Source organism: Streptomyces sp. NPDC033165 (assembly GCF_055577965.1).
Map to the genome: position 1 here is coordinate 349,973 of NZ_JBVIPK010000005.1, position 15,832 is coordinate 365,804.

A 15,832-nucleotide genomic window follows, 5' to 3' on the forward strand; every position below is an offset into this window, starting at 1 on the left:
GGCTCAGTGGCCGCGCTTGATCCAGTCGTCGAGCTGCGGGGCCTCGGCGCCGATGGTGGTGGGGTCGCCATGGCCCGTGCGGACGGCCGTGTCGCCCGGGAGCGTGAGCAGCCGGTCCCGGATCGAGTCGATGATCGTCGGGAAGTCCGAGAAGGACCTGCCGGTGGCGCCGGGGCCGCCCTGGAAAAGCGTGTCGCCCGTGAAGACCGTGCCGAGGCCGGGGGCGTAGAGGCAGACCGCGCCGGGGGCGTGGCCCGGGGTGTGCAGGACCGTGAGGGCGGTGCCTGCCACGGTCAGTTCCTGGCCGTCGGTCAGGGTGCCGTCGGGGGCGCGGTCCGGGTGGGTCCGCTGCCAGAGCGGGAGGTCGTCCGGGTGGAGCAGGATCGGGGCGCCGGTGGCCTCGGCGAGGGCGGGGGCGGCGTCGATGTGGTCGTTGTGCGCGTGGGTGCAGACGATAGCGCGCAGCGTACGGCCGCCGAGTGCGGCCTCGATGGCGGCGGCGTCGTGGGCGGCGTCGATGACGATCGCCTCGGTGTCGTCGCCGACGATCCAGACGTTGTTGTCGACGTCCCACTCGCCGCCGTCGAGGGCGAAGGTGCCGGAGGTGACCAGGTGGTCGATGCGGGCGGCCATCAGAGGACCACCACCGAGCGCAGGACGTCGCCGTCGTGCATCCGGGCGAAGGCCTGCTCGATGTCGCCCAGGCCGATGGTCTCGGTGACGAAGGCGGCAAGGTCGAGGCGGCCCTGCTGGTGGAGGTCGATGAGCATCGGGAAGTCGCGGGAGGGCAGGCAGTCGCCGTACCAGGACGACTTGAGCGAGCCGCCGCGGCCGAAGACGTCCAGGAGCGGCAGTTCGAGCTTCATGTCCGGGGTGGGGACCCCGACGAGGACGACCGTTCCGGCGAGGTCGCGGGCGTAGAAGGCCTGTTCGTACGTCTCGGGGCGGCCGACGGCCTCGATGACGACGTCGGCGCCGTTTCCGCCGGTGAGGGCGCGGATGGCCTCGACGGGGTCGGTGGAGCGGGAGTTGACGGTGTGGGTGGCGCCCATCCTCTTCGCCGTCTCCAGCTTGCGGTCGTCGATGTCGACCGCGATGATCTTCGCCGCGCCGGCCAGCCGGGACCCCGCGATGGCCGCGTCGCCGACGCCGCCGCAGCCGATGACGGCGACCGAGTCGCCACGGCCGACCTGGCCGGTGTTGATGGCGGCGCCGATGCCCGCCATGACACCGCAGCCGAGGAGCCCCGCGACCTGGGGGGCGACCTCGGGGTCGACCTTGGTGCACTGGCCGGAGGCGACGAGGGTCTTCTCGGCGAAGGCCCCGATGCCGAGGGCGGGCGACAGCTCCGTGCCGTCGAGCAGCGTCATCTTCTGCTTGGCGTTGTGGGTGTCGAAGCAGTACCAGGGGCGGCCGCGCAGACAGGCGCGGCACTGGCCGCACACCGCACGCCAGTTGAGGATGACGAAGTCGCCGGGGGCGACGTCGCTGACGCCTTCGCCGACCGACTCCACGACGCCCGCCGCCTCGTGGCCGAGGAGGAAGGGGAACTCGTCGTTGATGCCGCCCTGTTTGTAGTGGAGGTCGGTGTGGCAGACGCCGCACGCCTGGATCTTCACGACGGCCTCACCGGGGCCGGGGTCCGGGACCACGATCGTCTCGACCCGCACCGGCTCGTTCCTCCCCGGTGCGATGACTGCCTGGACCTGCTGTGCCATAACCCTGCTCTCCCTGCTCCCGAGCTTCGTGAAGATCGAACGCGGACCACCGTACGCCTCGGGGGCGGGTCCTGTGCCACGTCGTGCGGAAGGCTCCGGGGGCTGCCGGAGAGCGCCTACGGGGCGAGCACGTCCAGCTCGTGCAGGGCGCCGGCGGCGATCTCCTTGGTGATCCGTTCGGCGGCCTCCGGGTCGCCCTCGCGGACCGCCTCGGCGAGCCGGACGTGCAGGGTGACGGCAGCCGGGTCGGGGTCCTCGAACATGACCTGGTGGTGGGTGCGGCCCGCGAGCACCTCGGCGACGACGTCCCCGAGCCGGGCGAACATCTCGTTGCCGGAGGCGTTGAGGACGATCCGGTGGAAGGCGATGTCGTGTTCGAGATAGCCCTCCAGTTGCCCGCCGCGTGAGGTGGCGACCATGCTGAGGGCTCGCTCGGTGAGCTCGGCGCACTGTTCGGCGGTGGCGTGGCGGGCGGCGAGAGAGGCGGCGACCGGTTCGATCGCGGAGCGCAGCACGGTGAGGGAGCGCAGCTGGCGGGGGCGGTCGGAGCCGGCCAGGCGCCAGCGGATGACCTGGGGGTCGTAGACGTTCCAGGCCTCGGTGGGGCGGACGGTCACCCCGACCCGGCGGCGGGACTCGACCAGGTGCATGGATTCCAGGACCCGGACCACTTCGCGGACGACCGTACGGGAGACGTCGAAGCGCTGGGCGAGCTCGTCGGTGCGCAGCACGCTGCCGGGCGGGCACTGGCCGGAGGAGATCTCCAGACCCAGGGTGTCCAGCACATGTGTATGCAGCCCCTGGCTCTGTGTGGTCATGGGTCAAGCCTACGGGGAGGCCCCCGGGAAGAAAAAGTACGACGTTTACATCACAGACTCTTGAATACGTCGTACCTAATGGGTTTCAGTAGCGCGACGGACCGATGTCGAAGAAGACAGCGAGGCACCCATGAGCACCCCCCACGTCGTCGTGGTGATGGGCGTAGCAGGAACCGGCAAGACCACGATCGGTCCCCTGCTCGCCGCCGAACTCGGCGTTCCGTACGCCGAGGGCGACGACTTCCATCCCCCGGCGAACATCGCCAAGATGTCGGCCGGCATCCCCCTGGACGACGACGACCGCCGGCCCTGGCTGGACGCCATCGGTGCATGGGCGCACGGGCGGGCGGGGCTCGGCGGGGTCGTCTCCAGCTCCGCGCTCAAGCGGGTCTACCGCGACCGGCTGCGGGAGGGGGCCCCGCACGCCGTCTTCCTGCATCTGACCGGTGACCGGGCGCTGATCGAGGAACGGATGGCGGACCGCAAGGGCCACTTCATGCCCACCGCTCTGCTCGACTCCCAGTTCTCGACGTTGCAGCCGCTCCAGACCGACGAGGCCGGGGTGAGCGTCGACGTGTCCGGCACTCCTGAGGACATCACCCAGCGAGCCGTCGCCGCGCTGCGCCGACTCGAAGACTAAGGACCACCACCGTGACCAGTCTCAGCGTCGAGATGCTGGCAGCGGACGCCGCCGAACCGATCACCTCGGCAGGCAACGCGCAGTTGGGCATCGCCGTACTGGCGGGCATCGCCGTCATCGTTCTCCTGATCACCAAGCTGAAGATGCACGCGTTCCTGGCGCTGACCATCGGTTCGCTGGCGCTCGGCTCCTTCGCCGGGGCGGCACCGGCCGACACGATCGCCAGTTTCACCGCGGGCCTCGGCTCCACCGTCGCGAGCGTGGGCGTCCTCATCGCGCTCGGCGCCATCCTGGGCAAGCTGCTCGCCGACTCCGGCGGGGCGGACCAGATCGTCGACACCATCCTGGCGAGGGCGAGCCGGGGGGCCATGCCGTGGGCGATGGTCCTCATCGCCTCGATCATCGGTCTGCCGCTCTTCTTCGAGGTCGGGATCGTGCTGATGATCCCGGTGGTGCTGCTCGTCGCCAAGCGCGGCAACTTCTCCCTGATGCGGATCGGCATCCCGGCACTGGCCGGGCTCTCCGTGATGCACGGACTCATACCGCCGCACCCCGGCCCGCTGGTCGCCATCGACGCCCTGGACGCCAACCTCGGTGTGACGCTGGCGCTCGGTGTGCTGGTCGCCGTCCCGACAGTGATCATCGCCGGGCCGGTCTTCTCCCGCTACGCCGCGCGCTGGGTGGACATCGAGCCGCCGGAGAAGATGATCCCGCAGCGCCCGTCCGAGGAGCTGGACCGGCGCCCGGGCTTCGGCGCCACCCTGGTGACGATCCTGCTGCCGGTCGTGCTGATGCTGCTCAAGGCGCTCGTCGAGATCGTGGCGGACGACCCCGCGAACAGCGTCCAGCGGATCACCGATGTGATCGGTTCGCCGCTGATCGCGCTGCTCGCCGCCGTACTCCTCGGCATGTTCACCCTCGGCCGGGCCGCCGGGTTCACCAGGGGCCGGCTCGCCGGGACGGTGGAGAGGTCGCTCGCCCCGATCGCCGGGATCCTGCTGATCGTCGGCGCGGGCGGTGGCTTCAAGCAGACGCTGATCGACGCCGGGGTGGGGCAGATGATCCTGGACTTCTCCGAGAACTGGTCGGTCCCCGCCCTGCTGCTCGGCTGGCTGATCGCCGTCGCGATCCGCCTCGCCACCGGTTCGGCCACGGTCGCCACCATCTCCGCCGCCGGTCTGGTCGCCCCGCTCGCGGCCGGCATGCCGACCTCGCACACGGCCCTGCTGGTGCTGGCGGTCGGCGCCGGTTCGCTCTTCTTCAGCCATGTGAACGACGCCGGGTTCTGGCTGGTGAAGGAGTACTTCGGGATGGACGTCGGCCAGACCGTGAAGACCTGGTCGGTGATGGAGACGATCATCTCCGTCGTGGCGATCGCCTTCATCCTGCCGCTGTCGCTGTTGCTGTAGCGGTCCCGTACAGCCCGGTACGCCGTGTGCCCGCCCCGGATCTCCTCCGCGGCGGGCACACGGCGTACGTACGGGGTGTTCAGCGGTCGGCGGACTCGCTCTCGGCCGCCTTCTCCAGCCGGAACGCCTCGTTGCCGAGGCCGATACGGGCGTGCACCTCGGGCTTGACCGAACGCAGGACCGTTCCGTACACGAGACCGCCCACGAGCGCGAGGGCGATCACCCCGGGCAGCAGCCAGCTGAGGGCGGACCCGGGGCCGGTGCCGACCAGCACGTCGAAGTCGCGGACGGTGAAGACGGCGATCGACAGGAGCGCGAGTCCGGCGAGGCCGGAGGCGACCAGGCGCGGGGCCTGGGCCCGGCCCGCGCCGCGCTTGACGAAGAAGGCGATGACGGCGAAGGAGGCCGCTGCCATCAGCAGGATCACGCCGAGCGCCCCGACGTTGCCCATCCAGGTGAAGAGCCGCAGGACGGGGACGGCGGGGTCACCGACCGGGTTGTCGTCGGTGAGGGCGAAGGCCAGCACGATCACCACGGAGACGCCGGACTGGAGCAGCGAGCCGGTGCCGGGGGCGCCGCTCGCCCGGTTGGTACGGCCGAAGCGGGCGGGCAGCAGACCCTCGCGGCCCATCGCGAACGCGTAGCGGGCGACGACGTTGTGGAAGCTGAGGAGCGCCGCGAACATCCCGGTGACGAAGAGGATGTGCAGGACGTCGGTGAAGGTGGAGCCGAGCCGCTCCTCGGTGAGTCCGAACAGCAGGCCGGGGCCCTCCTTGAGGGAGGAGTCGGCGATGGAGCCGGGCCCGGCGGCGACGGTCAGCGCCCAGGAGCTGATCGCCAGGAACAGCGCGGCGTAGCCCACGGCGAGGAACATCACCCGGGACACGACGACCTGCGGGCGGCTGGTCTCCTCCGCGTACACCGGGGCCTGCTCGAAGCCGACGAACGCGGCGATGCAGAAGCAGAGGGCGGTGCCGAGGCCCACGCCGGTCAGGGTCTCGGGGTTGAAGGCGTGCAGCGACAGGCCCTCGGGGCCCGGCTTGCTCACGGCGGCGATGTCGAAGATCACGACGAGCGCGCACTCGATGACCAGCAGCACACCGAGCACCTTGGCATTGAGGTCGATCTTCAGCCAGCCGAGGACGCCGACGACGGCCGCCGAGACCAGGGCCGGTATCCACCACACCACCTCGATGTCGAGGTACGTGGCGAAGATGACGGAGACCTCGAAGCCGAGGATGCCGTAGATGCCGACCTGCATCGCGCTGTACGCCACCAGCGCCACGAGCGAGGCGCCGGCGCCGGCGGTCGGGCCGAGGCCGCGGGCGATGTAGGCGTAGAAGGCGCCCGCGTTGTGGACGTGCCGGCTCATCTCGGCGTAACCGAAGCCGAACAGCATCAGGACGATGCCGAGGATGATGTAGAGGAGAGGCTGGCCGACGATGCCCATCACGCCGAACACCGTGGGCATCACCCCGGCGACGACCATCAGGGGGGCGCTGGCGGCGACCACCGAGAGGAGCAGGCCGGAGGTGCCGAGCCGGTTCGCGCGCAGGGCGCGTTCCTCGCCCTTGTAGGTGTTGATCCCGCCGGTATCGGCCGCCACCTTCGTGGTGGCGGTCTCGCTGGAAAACGAACTGCCCGTCGACATGGCGGGGGTGGTCCCTTCTTCGGTGGTGGCGATGGGTGCGACGTGCGTCAGGGGGTGCCGAGTGCGTACGCCCGCGCGGCGGCGAACGCGTCGTGGGGCTCGCGGCCGGAGTACGACCAGGGGGCGGCGGTGGCATGCGGGCCGATGCGGTGGAACAGTGCGGCGGCCTCGGCGGCCCGGCCCTCGCAGACCTTGGCGTGGGCCAGGAAGTTGAGGTCGATGCGGTGGCGCGGGTGGTCCTCGCGCTCCCACTCCAGCCACCAGTCGAAGGCGGCCTTCATCACCTGGCGGGCCCGGCGCCCCGACCAGTGGCCGGACGCCACCGGGTCGTCGGGCTCGATGCCCGCGGCGGCCAGGACCCGGTAGCGCTCGGCGTGGGCGACGACCGGGAGAACGGCCAGCGGGGAGTCGGCGGGGGCCTGTTCGGCGGCCCAGGCGGCGAAGTCGTACACCTCGTGGAGCGGGTCCTGACCGCTCTCGGGGCTGCTTTCGGCCAGCAGACCGGTCATCAGGTGGTGGGCGTGGTGGTGGTCGGGGTGCCGGGAGCGCACTTCCTCGAAGAGCCTGCCGCACTCGTCACCGCCGCCCTCGCGCCCCCGGTCCAGCAGGAGCAGCGCCAGCCAGGGGGTGGGGTCCTCGGGGGTGATCCGGGCCGCGGCCAGACAGGCTTCCCGGGCGCGGACGGCGTCGGCGGGCCTGGCCTTGGGACGCAGGGCCCGGGTGACGGCGGCGCAGCCCAGCAGCGTGGCGGCGTCGGCGCTCTCGGGCTCGACGAGCAGCCAGTCACCGGCCCAGTCGACGGCGGACGGGGTCCCGGCGAGGGCGAGGCAACGATGTCCGCGGCGGTCCCAGTCCGGCCCGGTGGCCACGAGAAGGGCGCGGGCCTCGGACCATCTCCCCTGGGTGAACCGGTCGCGGGCGGCGATGAGTTCGCCGTCGTCGAGGGCGGGGTCGAAGGCGCGGTCCGAGCGGCTGCCCCGACGGCGGGAGCGGCCCAGGGGCGGCGGAGGCGGGGACATGCCGCAGACTTCCTTCGACGCGGTGTGCGAGCGGATGATCGCGCACAGCCAAGCGGTAGGCAAGGCCCCGCGTCAAGGGCAGCCTTGCGTCAACTCAGCTCGCTCTCCGGATAGTTGGCTGGAAGTCATCCCGCCGGGCGAGCCGTTCGCACAGCGTGCGGGCAGGGCAGGCGGGCACGGAGTGGCGCCTGACACACTGGGGGAATGGAACCTCGCGAACCTCTCAGCCCCTACCTCCTCGCCTTTCCCGGGCCGCTGCGCGACCAGCTGGTGGCAGCGGTCCTGTCCGGCGAGAAGGTGTCCACCTCCGGGCTGCTGGCCGAGTACGAGCGGGAGCAGGAAGAGCTTCCCCCCGTGGGCGAACGGTCCGCGCTGATCGACTCGCAAGGGCGGGAGGTGGCGGTGCTGGAGGTGACCGGCGTACGGGTGCTGCCGCTCGGGGAGGTGGATCTGCAGCATGCGCTGGACGAGGGCGAGGGATACACGTCGGTGGCCGAGTGGCGGGCGGGGCACGAGGCGTTCTGGCACAGCGCGGAGATGCGGGAGGCGCTGGGCGATCCGTCGTTCACGGTGAACGACGAGACGCTGATCGTGGCGGAGCGGTTTCGCGTGGTCGAGCGGCTGGGGTGAGTACCGGGGCCCTGCCCCGGCCCCCGCTCCCCCATGGCCCGGAGAGGCTTGAATCGGCCGCCCGTGCCGTGGCCCGCGGGAGGGGTTCAGAAGGTGACCGCCTCCGCCGCGGCCCGGCCCGCCGCCCTGCCCGAGAAGATGCAGCCGCCCAGGAACGTGCCTTCCAGGGAGCGGTAGCCGTGGACTCCGCCACCGCCGAAGCCCGCCGCCTCGCCCGCCGCGTACAGGCCGGGCAGCGGGGTGCCCTCGGGGGTCAGGACGCGGGAGGACAGGTCCGTCTCCAGACCGCCCAGGGACTTGCGGGTCAGGATGCTCAGGCGTACGGCGATGAGGGGGCCCGCCGCCGGGTCCAGGATGCGGTGGGGTCTGGCGGTGCGGATGAGGCGGTCGCCGAGGTAGGCGCGGGCGCCGTGGATCGCGGTGACCTGGAGGTCCTTGGTGAACGGGTTGGCGATCTCACGGTCGCGGGCGGTGATCTGGCGGCGGAGCTCCTCAGCGTCGATCAGGCCGTCGCCGGTCAACGCGTTCATGCCCCGGACCAGGGCCGCGAGGTCCTTCTCGACGACGAAGTCCACGCCGTTGTCCATGAACGCCTTCACCGGTGCGGGCACGTCCGCGCGGGCCCGGCCGATCACGTCGCGGACCGACTTGCCGGTCAGGTCCGGGTTCTGCTCTGAGCCGGAGAGCGCGAACTCCTTGCCGATGATGCGCTGGTTGAGGACGAACCAGGTGTAGCCGTGGCCCGAGCCCATGATGTGTTCGAGCGTGCCGAGCGTGTCGAAGCCGGGGAAGAGCGGGACCGGCAGCCGCTTGCCGCGCGCGTCCAGCCAGAGGGACGAGGGGCCGGGCAGGATGCGGATGCCGTGCCTGGCCCAGATCGGGTGCCAGTTCTCGATGCCCTCGGTGTAGTGCCACATCCGGTCGCTGTTGATGTGGTGGGCACCCGCCTTCTCGGCGATCCCGAGCATCAGCCCGTCGACATGGGCGGGGACCCCGGAGAGCATCTTCTCCGGCGGGGTGCCGAGGCGCTTCGGCCACTGGGCGCGGACCAGGTCGTGGTTGCCGCCGATGCCGCCGGAGGTGACGATCACCGCCTGGGCCTTCAGCTCGAAGGAGCCGGTGGCCTCCCGGCTGCTCGCGGTGCCGCGCTCGGCCCCGCTGGGCTCCAGGATCTCCCCGGTGACCGTGTCGAGCGCCCCGGCCGTGCGGGCGAGGCCGGTGACCCGGTGGCGGAACCTCAGCCGGACGAGCCCCTTGGCGACGCCCTCGCGCACCCGCCGTTCGAAGGGGGCGACGACCCCGGGGCCGGTGCCCCAGGTGATGTGGAAGCGGGGTACGGAGTTGCCGTGCCCGGTGGCGTCGTAGCCGCCGCGCTCCGCCCAGCCGACGACCGGGAAGATCCGCAGCCCCTGCTGGTGCAGCCAGGACCGCTTCTCTCCGGCGGCGAAGTCCACGTACGCCTCGGCCCACCTGCGCGGCCAGCGGTCCTCCTCCTCGCGGTCGAAGCCCGCCGTGCCGTACCAGTCCTGGAGGGCCAGCTCCCGGCTGTCCTTGATGCGCAGCCGGCGCTGCTCGGGCGAGTCGACGAGGAAGAGACCGCCGAAGGACCAGTGCGCCTGACCGCCGATGGACTGCTCGGGCTCCTGGTCGAGGAGGATCACCGAGCGTCCGGCGTCGACCAGTTCGGCCGTGGCCACGAGCCCCGCGAGTCCTGCCCCGATCACGATCACATCAGCGTCGTACGCCATGGGTTCCATCCTGTTCGGGGAGGCTCAGGGGCGGCGAAACGTTCAAGTTACCCGTGCGTCAGATCTTCGGTACCCGCCGGTGCCACGTCAACCACCCGGGTGCGGTTGGATGGGCGCATGACGCCTTCCGACGAGATCCTGGACATCGTCGACGAGAACGACGAGGTCATCGGGCAGGCCCCGCGCGGTGAGGCGACCGCTCGGGGGCTGCGCCACCGCTGCGTGTTCATCGAGGCGCGTGACGCCGAGGGGCGGGTCTTCGTGCACCGCCGCACGCCCACGAAGCTGGTCTTCCCCTCCCGCTACGACATGTTCGTCGGCGGGGTCGTGGGAGCGGGCGAGTCGTACGACGAGGCGGCGCTGCGCGAGGCCGAGGAGGAGTTGGGGGTGTCGGGGCTGCCTAAGCCCGAGCCGCTGTTCCGGTTCCTGTACGCCGGTGCCGAGCACACCTGGTGGTCCGCCGTCTACCAGGTGCGCTGCGAGCTTCCGGTGGTGCCGCAGGCCGAGGAGGTGGCCTGGCACGCGTTCCTCGACGACGCGGAGCTGGAACGGCGGCTCGGCGAGTGGGCCTGGGTACCCGACGGCCTTGAGGCGTACCGCCGGCTGCGGAAGTTCCGGTCCGTCTGAACGTGGACGAGATCCCCTAAGGTGCCCGTGTGAAGAAGATCGCGCAGAGCATACGGCTGTGGTTCGCGCCGCAGCGCGTCCGGGAGGAGGGGAACACCCCCGACTACCGGTTCTCGCTGGCCAACGAGCGGACGTTCCTCGCCTGGATCCGGACGGCTCTGGCCCTGATCGCCGGGGGTTTCGCCGTCGACCAGTTCCTGCCGGAGCTGGTGTGGGGCGTCCGGGCGGGCCTCGCGCTCGGGCTGCTGGCCGCCGGGGTGCTGTGCGCGCTGCGGGCGGTCAACCACTGGGCGCGGTGCGAGCGGGCGATGCGCCGGGGCGAGGATCTGCCGGTGTCCCGCTTTCCGACGCTGCTGTCACTCGCGGTCGCCGTCGTCGCCGTGGCGATGGTGGTGGTGGTCCTCTTCGGCTGGGAGGGCCGGTGACGGCGGCAGGGGACCGGGACCCGGGGCTCCAGCCCGAGCGGACCCGGCTGGCCTGGCGGCGTACCACGCTCTCCGCCACCGTGGTCGCGCTGCTCGCCGTGCGGCAGGCGTCGCACAGCGGTGCGACCCCGGCCGCGCTGCTCGCGGTGGCGCTCTGCGCGCTGGCCTGGCTGGGGTTGCTGGTGGTGGCGCACCGGAGGGTGGTGCACATGGGCGTGGCGCGTCCGGAGCCGCTCGCGCCCAGCGGGGCGCTGCTGACGGCGCTGTGCACGGTTGCGCTGGCGGGGTTCGCGGCGGCGATGCTGTTCTGAGGCTCCTGGGCCGAGGAAGCCTCAGGCGTCCCAGTCCACCGTCACCACGATCTTCCCCCGGGTCCGCCCCTCCTCGTTGAGCCGGTACGCCTCGGCGGCCTGCTCCAACGGGAACACCCGGTCCACATGGACGGTGACGATGCCCCGTTCGGCCAGCTCCGCGACCTGGGCCAGATCGTTCGCGTCGGGGCGGACGAAGGCGTAGCGGCCACCGTAGGAGAAGACCTCGCTGTCCGCGATGGAGGCGAGCCGCCCGCCGGGGGCGAGGGTGTCGGCGGAGGCGCGCAGAGCGTCGCCGCCCACCGTGTCGAAGGCGGCGTCGAAGCCCTCGGGGACCAGCTCCCGCAGCCGGTCGACGAGCCCCTCGCCGTACTCCACCGGCTCCGCGCCGAGGCTGCGCAGATGGTCGTGGTTGCGGGGGCTCGCGGTGCCGATGACCCGGCAGCCGGTGTGCCGGGCGATCTGGACGGCGAGCGATCCGACGCCACCCGCCGCCGCGTGGACCAGAACGGTGTCGCCGTCGCGGACCTTCAGGGTGCGGTGCAGCACCTGGTACGCGGTCAGCCCGGCCAGCGGCAGGCCTGCGGCCTCCTCGAAGCTCAGGCTCAGCGGCTTGCGGGCGAGGGTGCGCACGGGGGCGGCGACGTACTCGGCGAACGTGCCGCGCGAGAGGAAGTCCTCGCGTACGTAGCCGATGACCTCGTCGCCCACCGCGAACTCGTCGACGGCGACGCCGGGTTGCACGACGACCCCGGAGACGTCCCAGCCGGGGATCACCGGGAAGACGGCTTCGAGGGCGCCCTGGAGGTAGCCCTCGCGGGCCTTCCAGTCGACCGGGTTGACGGCGGCGGCCCGTACCTTCACCAGGACCGAGTCGGGGCCGACCTTGGGGTCGGGCCGCTCGCCGTACTCCAGGACGTCGGCCGAGCCGTACGCGTTATAGCTGATCGCCTTCATTCCTCGACCTTCCGCGCAGGTCAGCGATGGCGCAACTCAGGGCCGCGCCCCCACGGGGAGCGGCGGAAGCGGGCCCTCCCCGATAACCGGCGGCGCAGGCACTGGACGACATACCGACTGGTCGGCATCATGGTGGGCGTTCGTTCTGTCGCCCCGGAGGTGCGCCCCATGAGTCCCGTCCCCCCACCAGGCATCGACCCCGAGCAGCTGCGCGGACACCTCGACCGCGAGCGCCCCGGGCTGGTGAGCGGGCCCCTCGAAGCGCGGCTGATCGAGGGCGGCCGCTCGAACCTCACGTACGTCGTCGGCGACGGGACGGGCCGGTGGGTGGTGCGCAGGCCTCCGCTCGGGCACGTCCTGGCCACCGCGCACGACATGAGGCGCGAGCACCGGGTGATCAGCGCCCTGCACCCCACCGCCGTCCCGGTGCCGGAGCCGGTGCTGCTCTGCGAGGACGAGACGGTGCTCGGCGCGCCGTTCTACGTCATGGAGTACGTGGAAGGCACCCCGTACCGCACCGCCGAGCAGCTCGCCCCGCTGGGCCCCGAGCGCACCCGGGCCGCGGTCCTCGGGCTCGTCGACACCCTGGTCGATCTGCACGCGGTGGACCCGGGGGCCGTGGGGCTCGGTGACTTCGGGCGGCCGGACGGCTTCCTGGACCGGCAGCTGCGGCGCTGGGGCAAGCAGCTGGACGCCTCCCGCAACCGCGATCTGGCGGGCATCGACGAGCTGCACGCCTCCCTCGGCCGCGCGCTGCCCTCCTCCCCCGCCCCCGCCGTCGTCCACGGCGACTACCGGCTGGACAACGTGCTGCTGGGCTCCGACGACCGGATCAAGGCCGTTCTGGACTGGGAGATGTCCACACTGGGCGATCCGCTGACCGACCTCGGGCTGCTCGTGATGTACAGCTCCGACCTCGGTCTGGCCGGCTCCCCGGTCTCCACCACCAGCGGCGCGGCCGGGCACCCGGCCCCCGCCGAGCTGATCGAGCGCTACGCCGCCCGCTCGGGCCGGGACACCTCCGCCATCTCCTGGTACACGGCGTTCGCGTGGTTCAAGCTCGCCGTGATCCTGGAGGGCATCCACTACCGCTACACCCTCGGCCAGACCGTCGGCGCGGGCTTCGACCGGATCGGCGAGCTCGTCCCCGTCTTCATCGAGCACGGCCTCACCACCCTCCAGGAAGGCTGAACACCCATGGACTTCGCATTCGACGCCCGTACCGAGGAGCTGCGTTCCCGGCTGCTCGCCTTCATGGACGAGCACGTGTATCCGGCGGAGCAGGTCGCCGAGGAGCAGCGGGCGCTGCTGGCCTCGCCGTGGGACACCCCGGCGGTGGTGGGCGAGCTGAAGGCCGAGGCCCGGCGGCAGGGGCTGTGGAACCTCTTCCTGCCGGACGCGGAGTACGGGGCGGGGCTGACGAACCTCCAGTACGCGCCGCTCGCGGAGATCACCGGGCGCTCCCCGCATCTCGCGCCGACCGCGCTGAACTGCGCGGCGCCGGACACCGGGAACATGGAGGTCCTCTTCCAGTTCGGCACCGACGAGCAGAGGAAGCAGTGGCTGGAGCCGCTGCTCGCCGGGGAGATCCGTTCCGCGTTCGCGATGACGGAGCCGGAGGTGGCGTCCTCGGACGCGACGAACATCGAGACCCGGATGATCCGGGAAGGCGATGACTACGTCATCAACGGGCGCAAGTGGTACATCTCCGGGGCGATGAACCCGGACTGCGCGGTCTTCATCGTGATGGGCAAGACCGACCCGGACGGCGACGACATCCGCCGCCAGCAGTCGATGATCCTGGTCCCCCGCGACGCCCCGGGCCTCGAAGTGCGGCGCGCCATGCGGGTGTACGGCTATGAGGACCACTCCCACGGCGGTCATGCCGAGGTGGTCTTCCACGACGTACGGGTGCCCGCCGCGAACCTGATCGGCGAGGAGGGCGGCGGCTTCGCCATCGCGCAGGCGCGGCTGGGTCCGGGGCGCATCCACCACTGCATGCGGCTGATCGGGATGGCGGAGCGGGCCATCGAGCTGATGTGCCGGCGCGCGGTGGGACGTACGGCGTTCGGCAAGCCGCTGGCCCAGCAGGGCGTCGTACGGAACTGGATCGCGGACGCCCGGGTCACGGTGGAGCAGCTGCGGCTGCTGGTGCTGAAGACGGCCTGGCTGATGGACACGGTGGGCAACAAGGGCGCGCACACCGAGATCCAGGCCATCAAGATCGCCACCCCGCGCGCGGTCGTGGACATCCTGGACTCCGCGGTACAGCTGCACGGGGCGGGCGGGGTCAGCCAGGACTTCCCGCTGGCGGAGCTGTGGGCGGCGGCGCGGACACTTCGGCTGGCGGACGGGCCGGACGAGGTGCACCAGCGGTCGCTGGCCCGGCGGGAGATCAAGCGGTACGTGTGAGAGCGGGGCGCGGCCCCCTCCCGCGGGACTGCGGAAGGGGGCCGGACCCGGACTGCCGGAGGTCAGAAGGTGAGCTTCCAGCCGTCGATGTAGCCGGTGTCGTACCGGGCGACGTCCTGGACGCGGAGCTTCCATTCGCCGTTGGCGGCCTTGTCGGAGGCGTTGACCGTGTACGTCGCGACGACGTTGTCGGCCGAGTCGCCGCTGCTGGGGTTCTTCAGCCGGTAGGCGGTGCCGTCCGGGGCCAGCAGGTCGATGACCAGGTCACCGCGCCAGGTGTGCTTGATGTCCACGCCCACCTGGAGTGCGGCCGGGGCGTTGCCCGTCCGTCCGGAGACCGCGATCGAGGAGGTCACGGCCGATCCGGCGTCCGGGATGGCGACCCGGGCGGGGTTGGTGTAGACGTCGTCCGCGGGCGGTTCGCCCGTGGAGTCCGCGGACAGGGTCCAGATCGCGTGGGCGGCGGCGTCGCTGTTCCGGTTCAGGGCGGTGTCGTTGATGTTGCTCAGGTTGTCGCAGGACGAGTGGTAGCAGCGGTCGAAGGCCTGCCCCGCCGTGCCGCCCCACTTCTGGGCCTGGGCGGCGGACTTGGTGTATCCGGCGCCGGTGAAGAGCCCGCCGACGGGGACTCCCGCGCTCTTGAACGGGGCGTGGTCGGAACGGCCGTCGCCCTCGGTCTCGATCTCGGTGGGGACGCCCAGGCCCGCGAAGTAGTCCTTGAAGGCCTTCTCGATGACCGGGTCGTCGTCGTAGACGAAGTAGCCGGCGTTGGGCGAGCCGATCATGTCGAAGTTGAGGTAGCCGGAGAGCTTGGAACGCTCGGCGGACGGCAGGTTGTTGACGTAGAACCGGGAGCCGACCAGGCCCAGTTCCTCCGCGCCCCACCAGGCGAACCGCAGGTGCTTGTCGGGCTGGTACCCGGCGCGGGAGACGGCGAGGGCGGTCTCCAGCACGGCCGCCGATCCGGAGGCGTTGTCGTTGATCCCGGCGCCCGAGGAGACGGAGTCGAGGTGCGCCCCGGCCATCAGGACCTCGTTCGGGTCACCGCCGGGCCAGTCGGCTATGAGGTTGTAGCCGGTGGCGCCGTTGGAGGTGAACTGCTGGACGGTGGTGGTGTATCCGGCCGCGTCGAGCTCGGCCTTCACGTAGTCGACGGACGCCTTGTAGCCGGGGCGGCCGTGGGCGCGGTTGCCGCCGTTGTTCGCGGCGATCGTCGAGAACTGCGAGAGGTGGGCCTTGACGTTGGCCAGGGGGATGTCGGGGGCCGCGGCGGCGGCTGCCACCGGTGTCGTCGCCCCGGCCGCCTGCGCCGCGGGCGCGGCGGTCGCGAGGAGGGCCGCGAGGGCGACGGCGGCGACGGCCGCCGGGGATCTGCGCAGGGTGAAGCAGTTCGGTCTCATTCACGGGCTCCGGATTCCGTTGGGGACTGACGGAACGTGCGGGGGGTACCCGGCCGGACGGTGCCCG

At 71.7% G+C, this 15,832-nt stretch carries 16 protein-coding genes; 8 read left to right on the plus strand and 8 right to left on the minus strand.

Annotated elements, in window-relative coordinates:
- Positions 1-3: 3 nt before the first annotated feature.
- The 3 genes from ACZ5WC_RS15365 to ACZ5WC_RS15375 form a co-directional block, all read right to left on the minus strand.
- Entirely contained in the window at positions 4-633 is a 630-nt protein-coding gene (locus tag ACZ5WC_RS15365; protein WP_468541244.1) for an MBL fold metallo-hydrolase, read from the minus strand.
- A complete protein-coding gene (locus tag ACZ5WC_RS15370) occupies positions 633-1,718 on the minus strand; it encodes an S-(hydroxymethyl)mycothiol dehydrogenase (RefSeq protein WP_468541245.1) in 1,086 nt (361 codons plus the stop codon). The genes ACZ5WC_RS15365 and ACZ5WC_RS15370 overlap by 1 nt, the downstream gene beginning before the upstream one ends.
- Before the next feature lie 116 nt (positions 1,719-1,834).
- Positions 1,835-2,536 carry a FadR/GntR family transcriptional regulator gene (locus tag ACZ5WC_RS15375; RefSeq protein ID WP_468541246.1) on the minus strand — a complete coding sequence of 234 codons (702 nt, stop codon included), beginning with the start codon at positions 2,534-2,536 and terminating at the stop codon, positions 1,835-1,837.
- A gap of 130 nt (positions 2,537-2,666) precedes the next feature.
- Between ACZ5WC_RS15375 and ACZ5WC_RS15380 the strand changes: the two genes are divergently transcribed.
- Both ACZ5WC_RS15380 and ACZ5WC_RS15385 read left to right on the plus strand, forming a co-directional pair.
- On the plus strand, positions 2,667-3,176 hold the full coding sequence (locus ACZ5WC_RS15380; protein ID WP_468541247.1) for a gluconokinase: 510 nt from the start codon (positions 2,667-2,669) through the stop codon (positions 3,174-3,176).
- Between the two features lie 11 nt (positions 3,177-3,187).
- Complete coding sequence (locus ACZ5WC_RS15385; RefSeq protein ID WP_468541248.1) at positions 3,188-4,585, plus strand: GntP family permease; 1,398 nt, start codon at positions 3,188-3,190, stop codon at positions 4,583-4,585.
- A gap of 79 nt (positions 4,586-4,664) precedes the next feature.
- On the opposite strand, the gene ACZ5WC_RS15390 is transcribed toward ACZ5WC_RS15385, so the two are convergent.
- Complete coding sequence (locus ACZ5WC_RS15390; RefSeq protein WP_468541249.1) at positions 4,665-6,236, minus strand: APC family permease; 1,572 nt, start codon at positions 6,234-6,236, stop codon at positions 4,665-4,667.
- 47 nt (positions 6,237-6,283) lie between these two features.
- Positions 6,284-7,255: a hypothetical protein gene (locus tag ACZ5WC_RS15395; RefSeq protein WP_468541250.1), complete on the minus strand. Its 972-nt coding sequence runs from the start codon at positions 7,253-7,255 to the stop codon at positions 6,284-6,286.
- A 204-nt stretch (positions 7,256-7,459) separates the two neighbouring features.
- Between ACZ5WC_RS15395 and ACZ5WC_RS15400 the strand changes: the two genes are divergently transcribed.
- Entirely contained in the window at positions 7,460-7,885 is a 426-nt protein-coding gene (locus ACZ5WC_RS15400) for an ASCH domain-containing protein (protein ID WP_468541251.1), read from the plus strand.
- 86 nt (positions 7,886-7,971) lie between these two features.
- On the opposite strand, the gene ACZ5WC_RS15405 is transcribed toward ACZ5WC_RS15400, so the two are convergent.
- Entirely contained in the window at positions 7,972-9,633 is a 1,662-nt protein-coding gene (locus ACZ5WC_RS15405; RefSeq protein WP_468541252.1) for an FAD-binding dehydrogenase, read from the minus strand.
- Positions 9,634-9,750: 117 nt separating this feature from the next.
- Between ACZ5WC_RS15405 and ACZ5WC_RS15410 the strand changes: the two genes are divergently transcribed.
- Genes ACZ5WC_RS15410 through ACZ5WC_RS15420 form a run of 3 tightly spaced genes read left to right on the plus strand, consistent with a single transcriptional unit; the run spans position 9,751 to position 10,996 of the window.
- On the plus strand, positions 9,751-10,260 hold the full coding sequence (locus ACZ5WC_RS15410; protein ID WP_468541253.1) for an NUDIX domain-containing protein: 510 nt from the start codon (positions 9,751-9,753) through the stop codon (positions 10,258-10,260).
- Positions 10,261-10,289: 29 nt separating this feature from the next.
- The gene (locus ACZ5WC_RS15415) at positions 10,290-10,685 is read left to right on the plus strand and encodes a YidH family protein (protein ID WP_468541254.1); all 396 of its coding nucleotides are present in this window, start codon (positions 10,290-10,292) and stop codon (positions 10,683-10,685) included.
- Positions 10,682-10,996 carry a DUF202 domain-containing protein gene (locus ACZ5WC_RS15420; RefSeq protein WP_468541255.1) on the plus strand — a complete coding sequence of 105 codons (315 nt, stop codon included), beginning with the start codon at positions 10,682-10,684 and terminating at the stop codon, positions 10,994-10,996. The genes ACZ5WC_RS15415 and ACZ5WC_RS15420 overlap by 4 nt, the downstream gene beginning before the upstream one ends.
- 21 nt (positions 10,997-11,017) lie before the next feature.
- Here the strand turns inward: ACZ5WC_RS15420 and ACZ5WC_RS15425 are convergent, their stop codons facing one another.
- Entirely contained in the window at positions 11,018-11,953 is a 936-nt protein-coding gene (locus ACZ5WC_RS15425) for an NADP-dependent oxidoreductase (RefSeq protein ID WP_468541256.1), read from the minus strand.
- Positions 11,954-12,121: 168 nt separating this feature from the next.
- Here ACZ5WC_RS15425 and ACZ5WC_RS15430 point away from each other — a divergent pair, with 168 nt between their 5' ends.
- On the plus strand, positions 12,122-13,144 hold the full coding sequence (locus ACZ5WC_RS15430) for a phosphotransferase family protein (RefSeq protein ID WP_468541257.1): 1,023 nt from the start codon (positions 12,122-12,124) through the stop codon (positions 13,142-13,144).
- A 6-nt stretch (positions 13,145-13,150) separates the two neighbouring features.
- Positions 13,151-14,365, plus strand: a complete 1,215-nt coding sequence (locus tag ACZ5WC_RS15435) for an acyl-CoA dehydrogenase family protein (protein WP_468541258.1) — start codon at positions 13,151-13,153, stop codon at positions 14,363-14,365.
- A gap of 62 nt (positions 14,366-14,427) precedes the next feature.
- On the opposite strand, the gene ACZ5WC_RS15440 is transcribed toward ACZ5WC_RS15435, so the two are convergent.
- Complete coding sequence (locus tag ACZ5WC_RS15440; RefSeq protein WP_468541259.1) at positions 14,428-15,765, minus strand: M28 family metallopeptidase; 1,338 nt, start codon at positions 15,763-15,765, stop codon at positions 14,428-14,430.
- Positions 15,766-15,832: the final 67 nt, after the last annotated feature.

What these genes read in the sequence shown, in the direction of transcription:
- ACZ5WC_RS15365 (WP_468541244.1), bottom strand. Translation starts at nt 633, where the DNA reads ATGGCCGCCCGCATCGACCACCTGGTCACCTCCGGCACCTTCGCCCTC.
- ACZ5WC_RS15370 (WP_468541245.1), bottom strand. Translation starts at nt 1,718, where the DNA reads ATGGCACAGCAGGTCCAGGCAGTCATCGCACCGGGGAGGAACGAGCCG.
- ACZ5WC_RS15375 (WP_468541246.1), bottom strand. Translation starts at nt 2,536, where the DNA reads ATGACCACACAGAGCCAGGGGCTGCATACACATGTGCTGGACACCCTG.
- ACZ5WC_RS15380 (WP_468541247.1), top strand. Translation starts at nt 2,667, where the DNA reads ATGAGCACCCCCCACGTCGTCGTGGTGATGGGCGTAGCAGGAACCGGC.
- ACZ5WC_RS15390 (WP_468541249.1), bottom strand. Translation starts at nt 6,236, where the DNA reads ATGTCGACGGGCAGTTCGTTTTCCAGCGAGACCGCCACCACGAAGGTG.
- ACZ5WC_RS15395 (WP_468541250.1), bottom strand. Translation starts at nt 7,255, where the DNA reads ATGTCCCCGCCTCCGCCGCCCCTGGGCCGCTCCCGCCGTCGGGGCAGC.
- ACZ5WC_RS15400 (WP_468541251.1), top strand. Translation starts at nt 7,460, where the DNA reads ATGGAACCTCGCGAACCTCTCAGCCCCTACCTCCTCGCCTTTCCCGGG.
- ACZ5WC_RS15405 (WP_468541252.1), bottom strand. Translation starts at nt 9,633, where the DNA reads ATGGCGTACGACGCTGATGTGATCGTGATCGGGGCAGGACTCGCGGGG.
- ACZ5WC_RS15410 (WP_468541253.1), top strand. Translation starts at nt 9,751, where the DNA reads ATGACGCCTTCCGACGAGATCCTGGACATCGTCGACGAGAACGACGAG.
- ACZ5WC_RS15425 (WP_468541256.1), bottom strand. Translation starts at nt 11,953, where the DNA reads ATGAAGGCGATCAGCTATAACGCGTACGGCTCGGCCGACGTCCTGGAG.
- ACZ5WC_RS15430 (WP_468541257.1), top strand. Translation starts at nt 12,122, where the DNA reads ATGAGTCCCGTCCCCCCACCAGGCATCGACCCCGAGCAGCTGCGCGGA.
- ACZ5WC_RS15435 (WP_468541258.1), top strand. Translation starts at nt 13,151, where the DNA reads ATGGACTTCGCATTCGACGCCCGTACCGAGGAGCTGCGTTCCCGGCTG.
- ACZ5WC_RS15440 (WP_468541259.1), bottom strand. Translation starts at nt 15,765, where the DNA reads ATGAGACCGAACTGCTTCACCCTGCGCAGATCCCCGGCGGCCGTCGCC.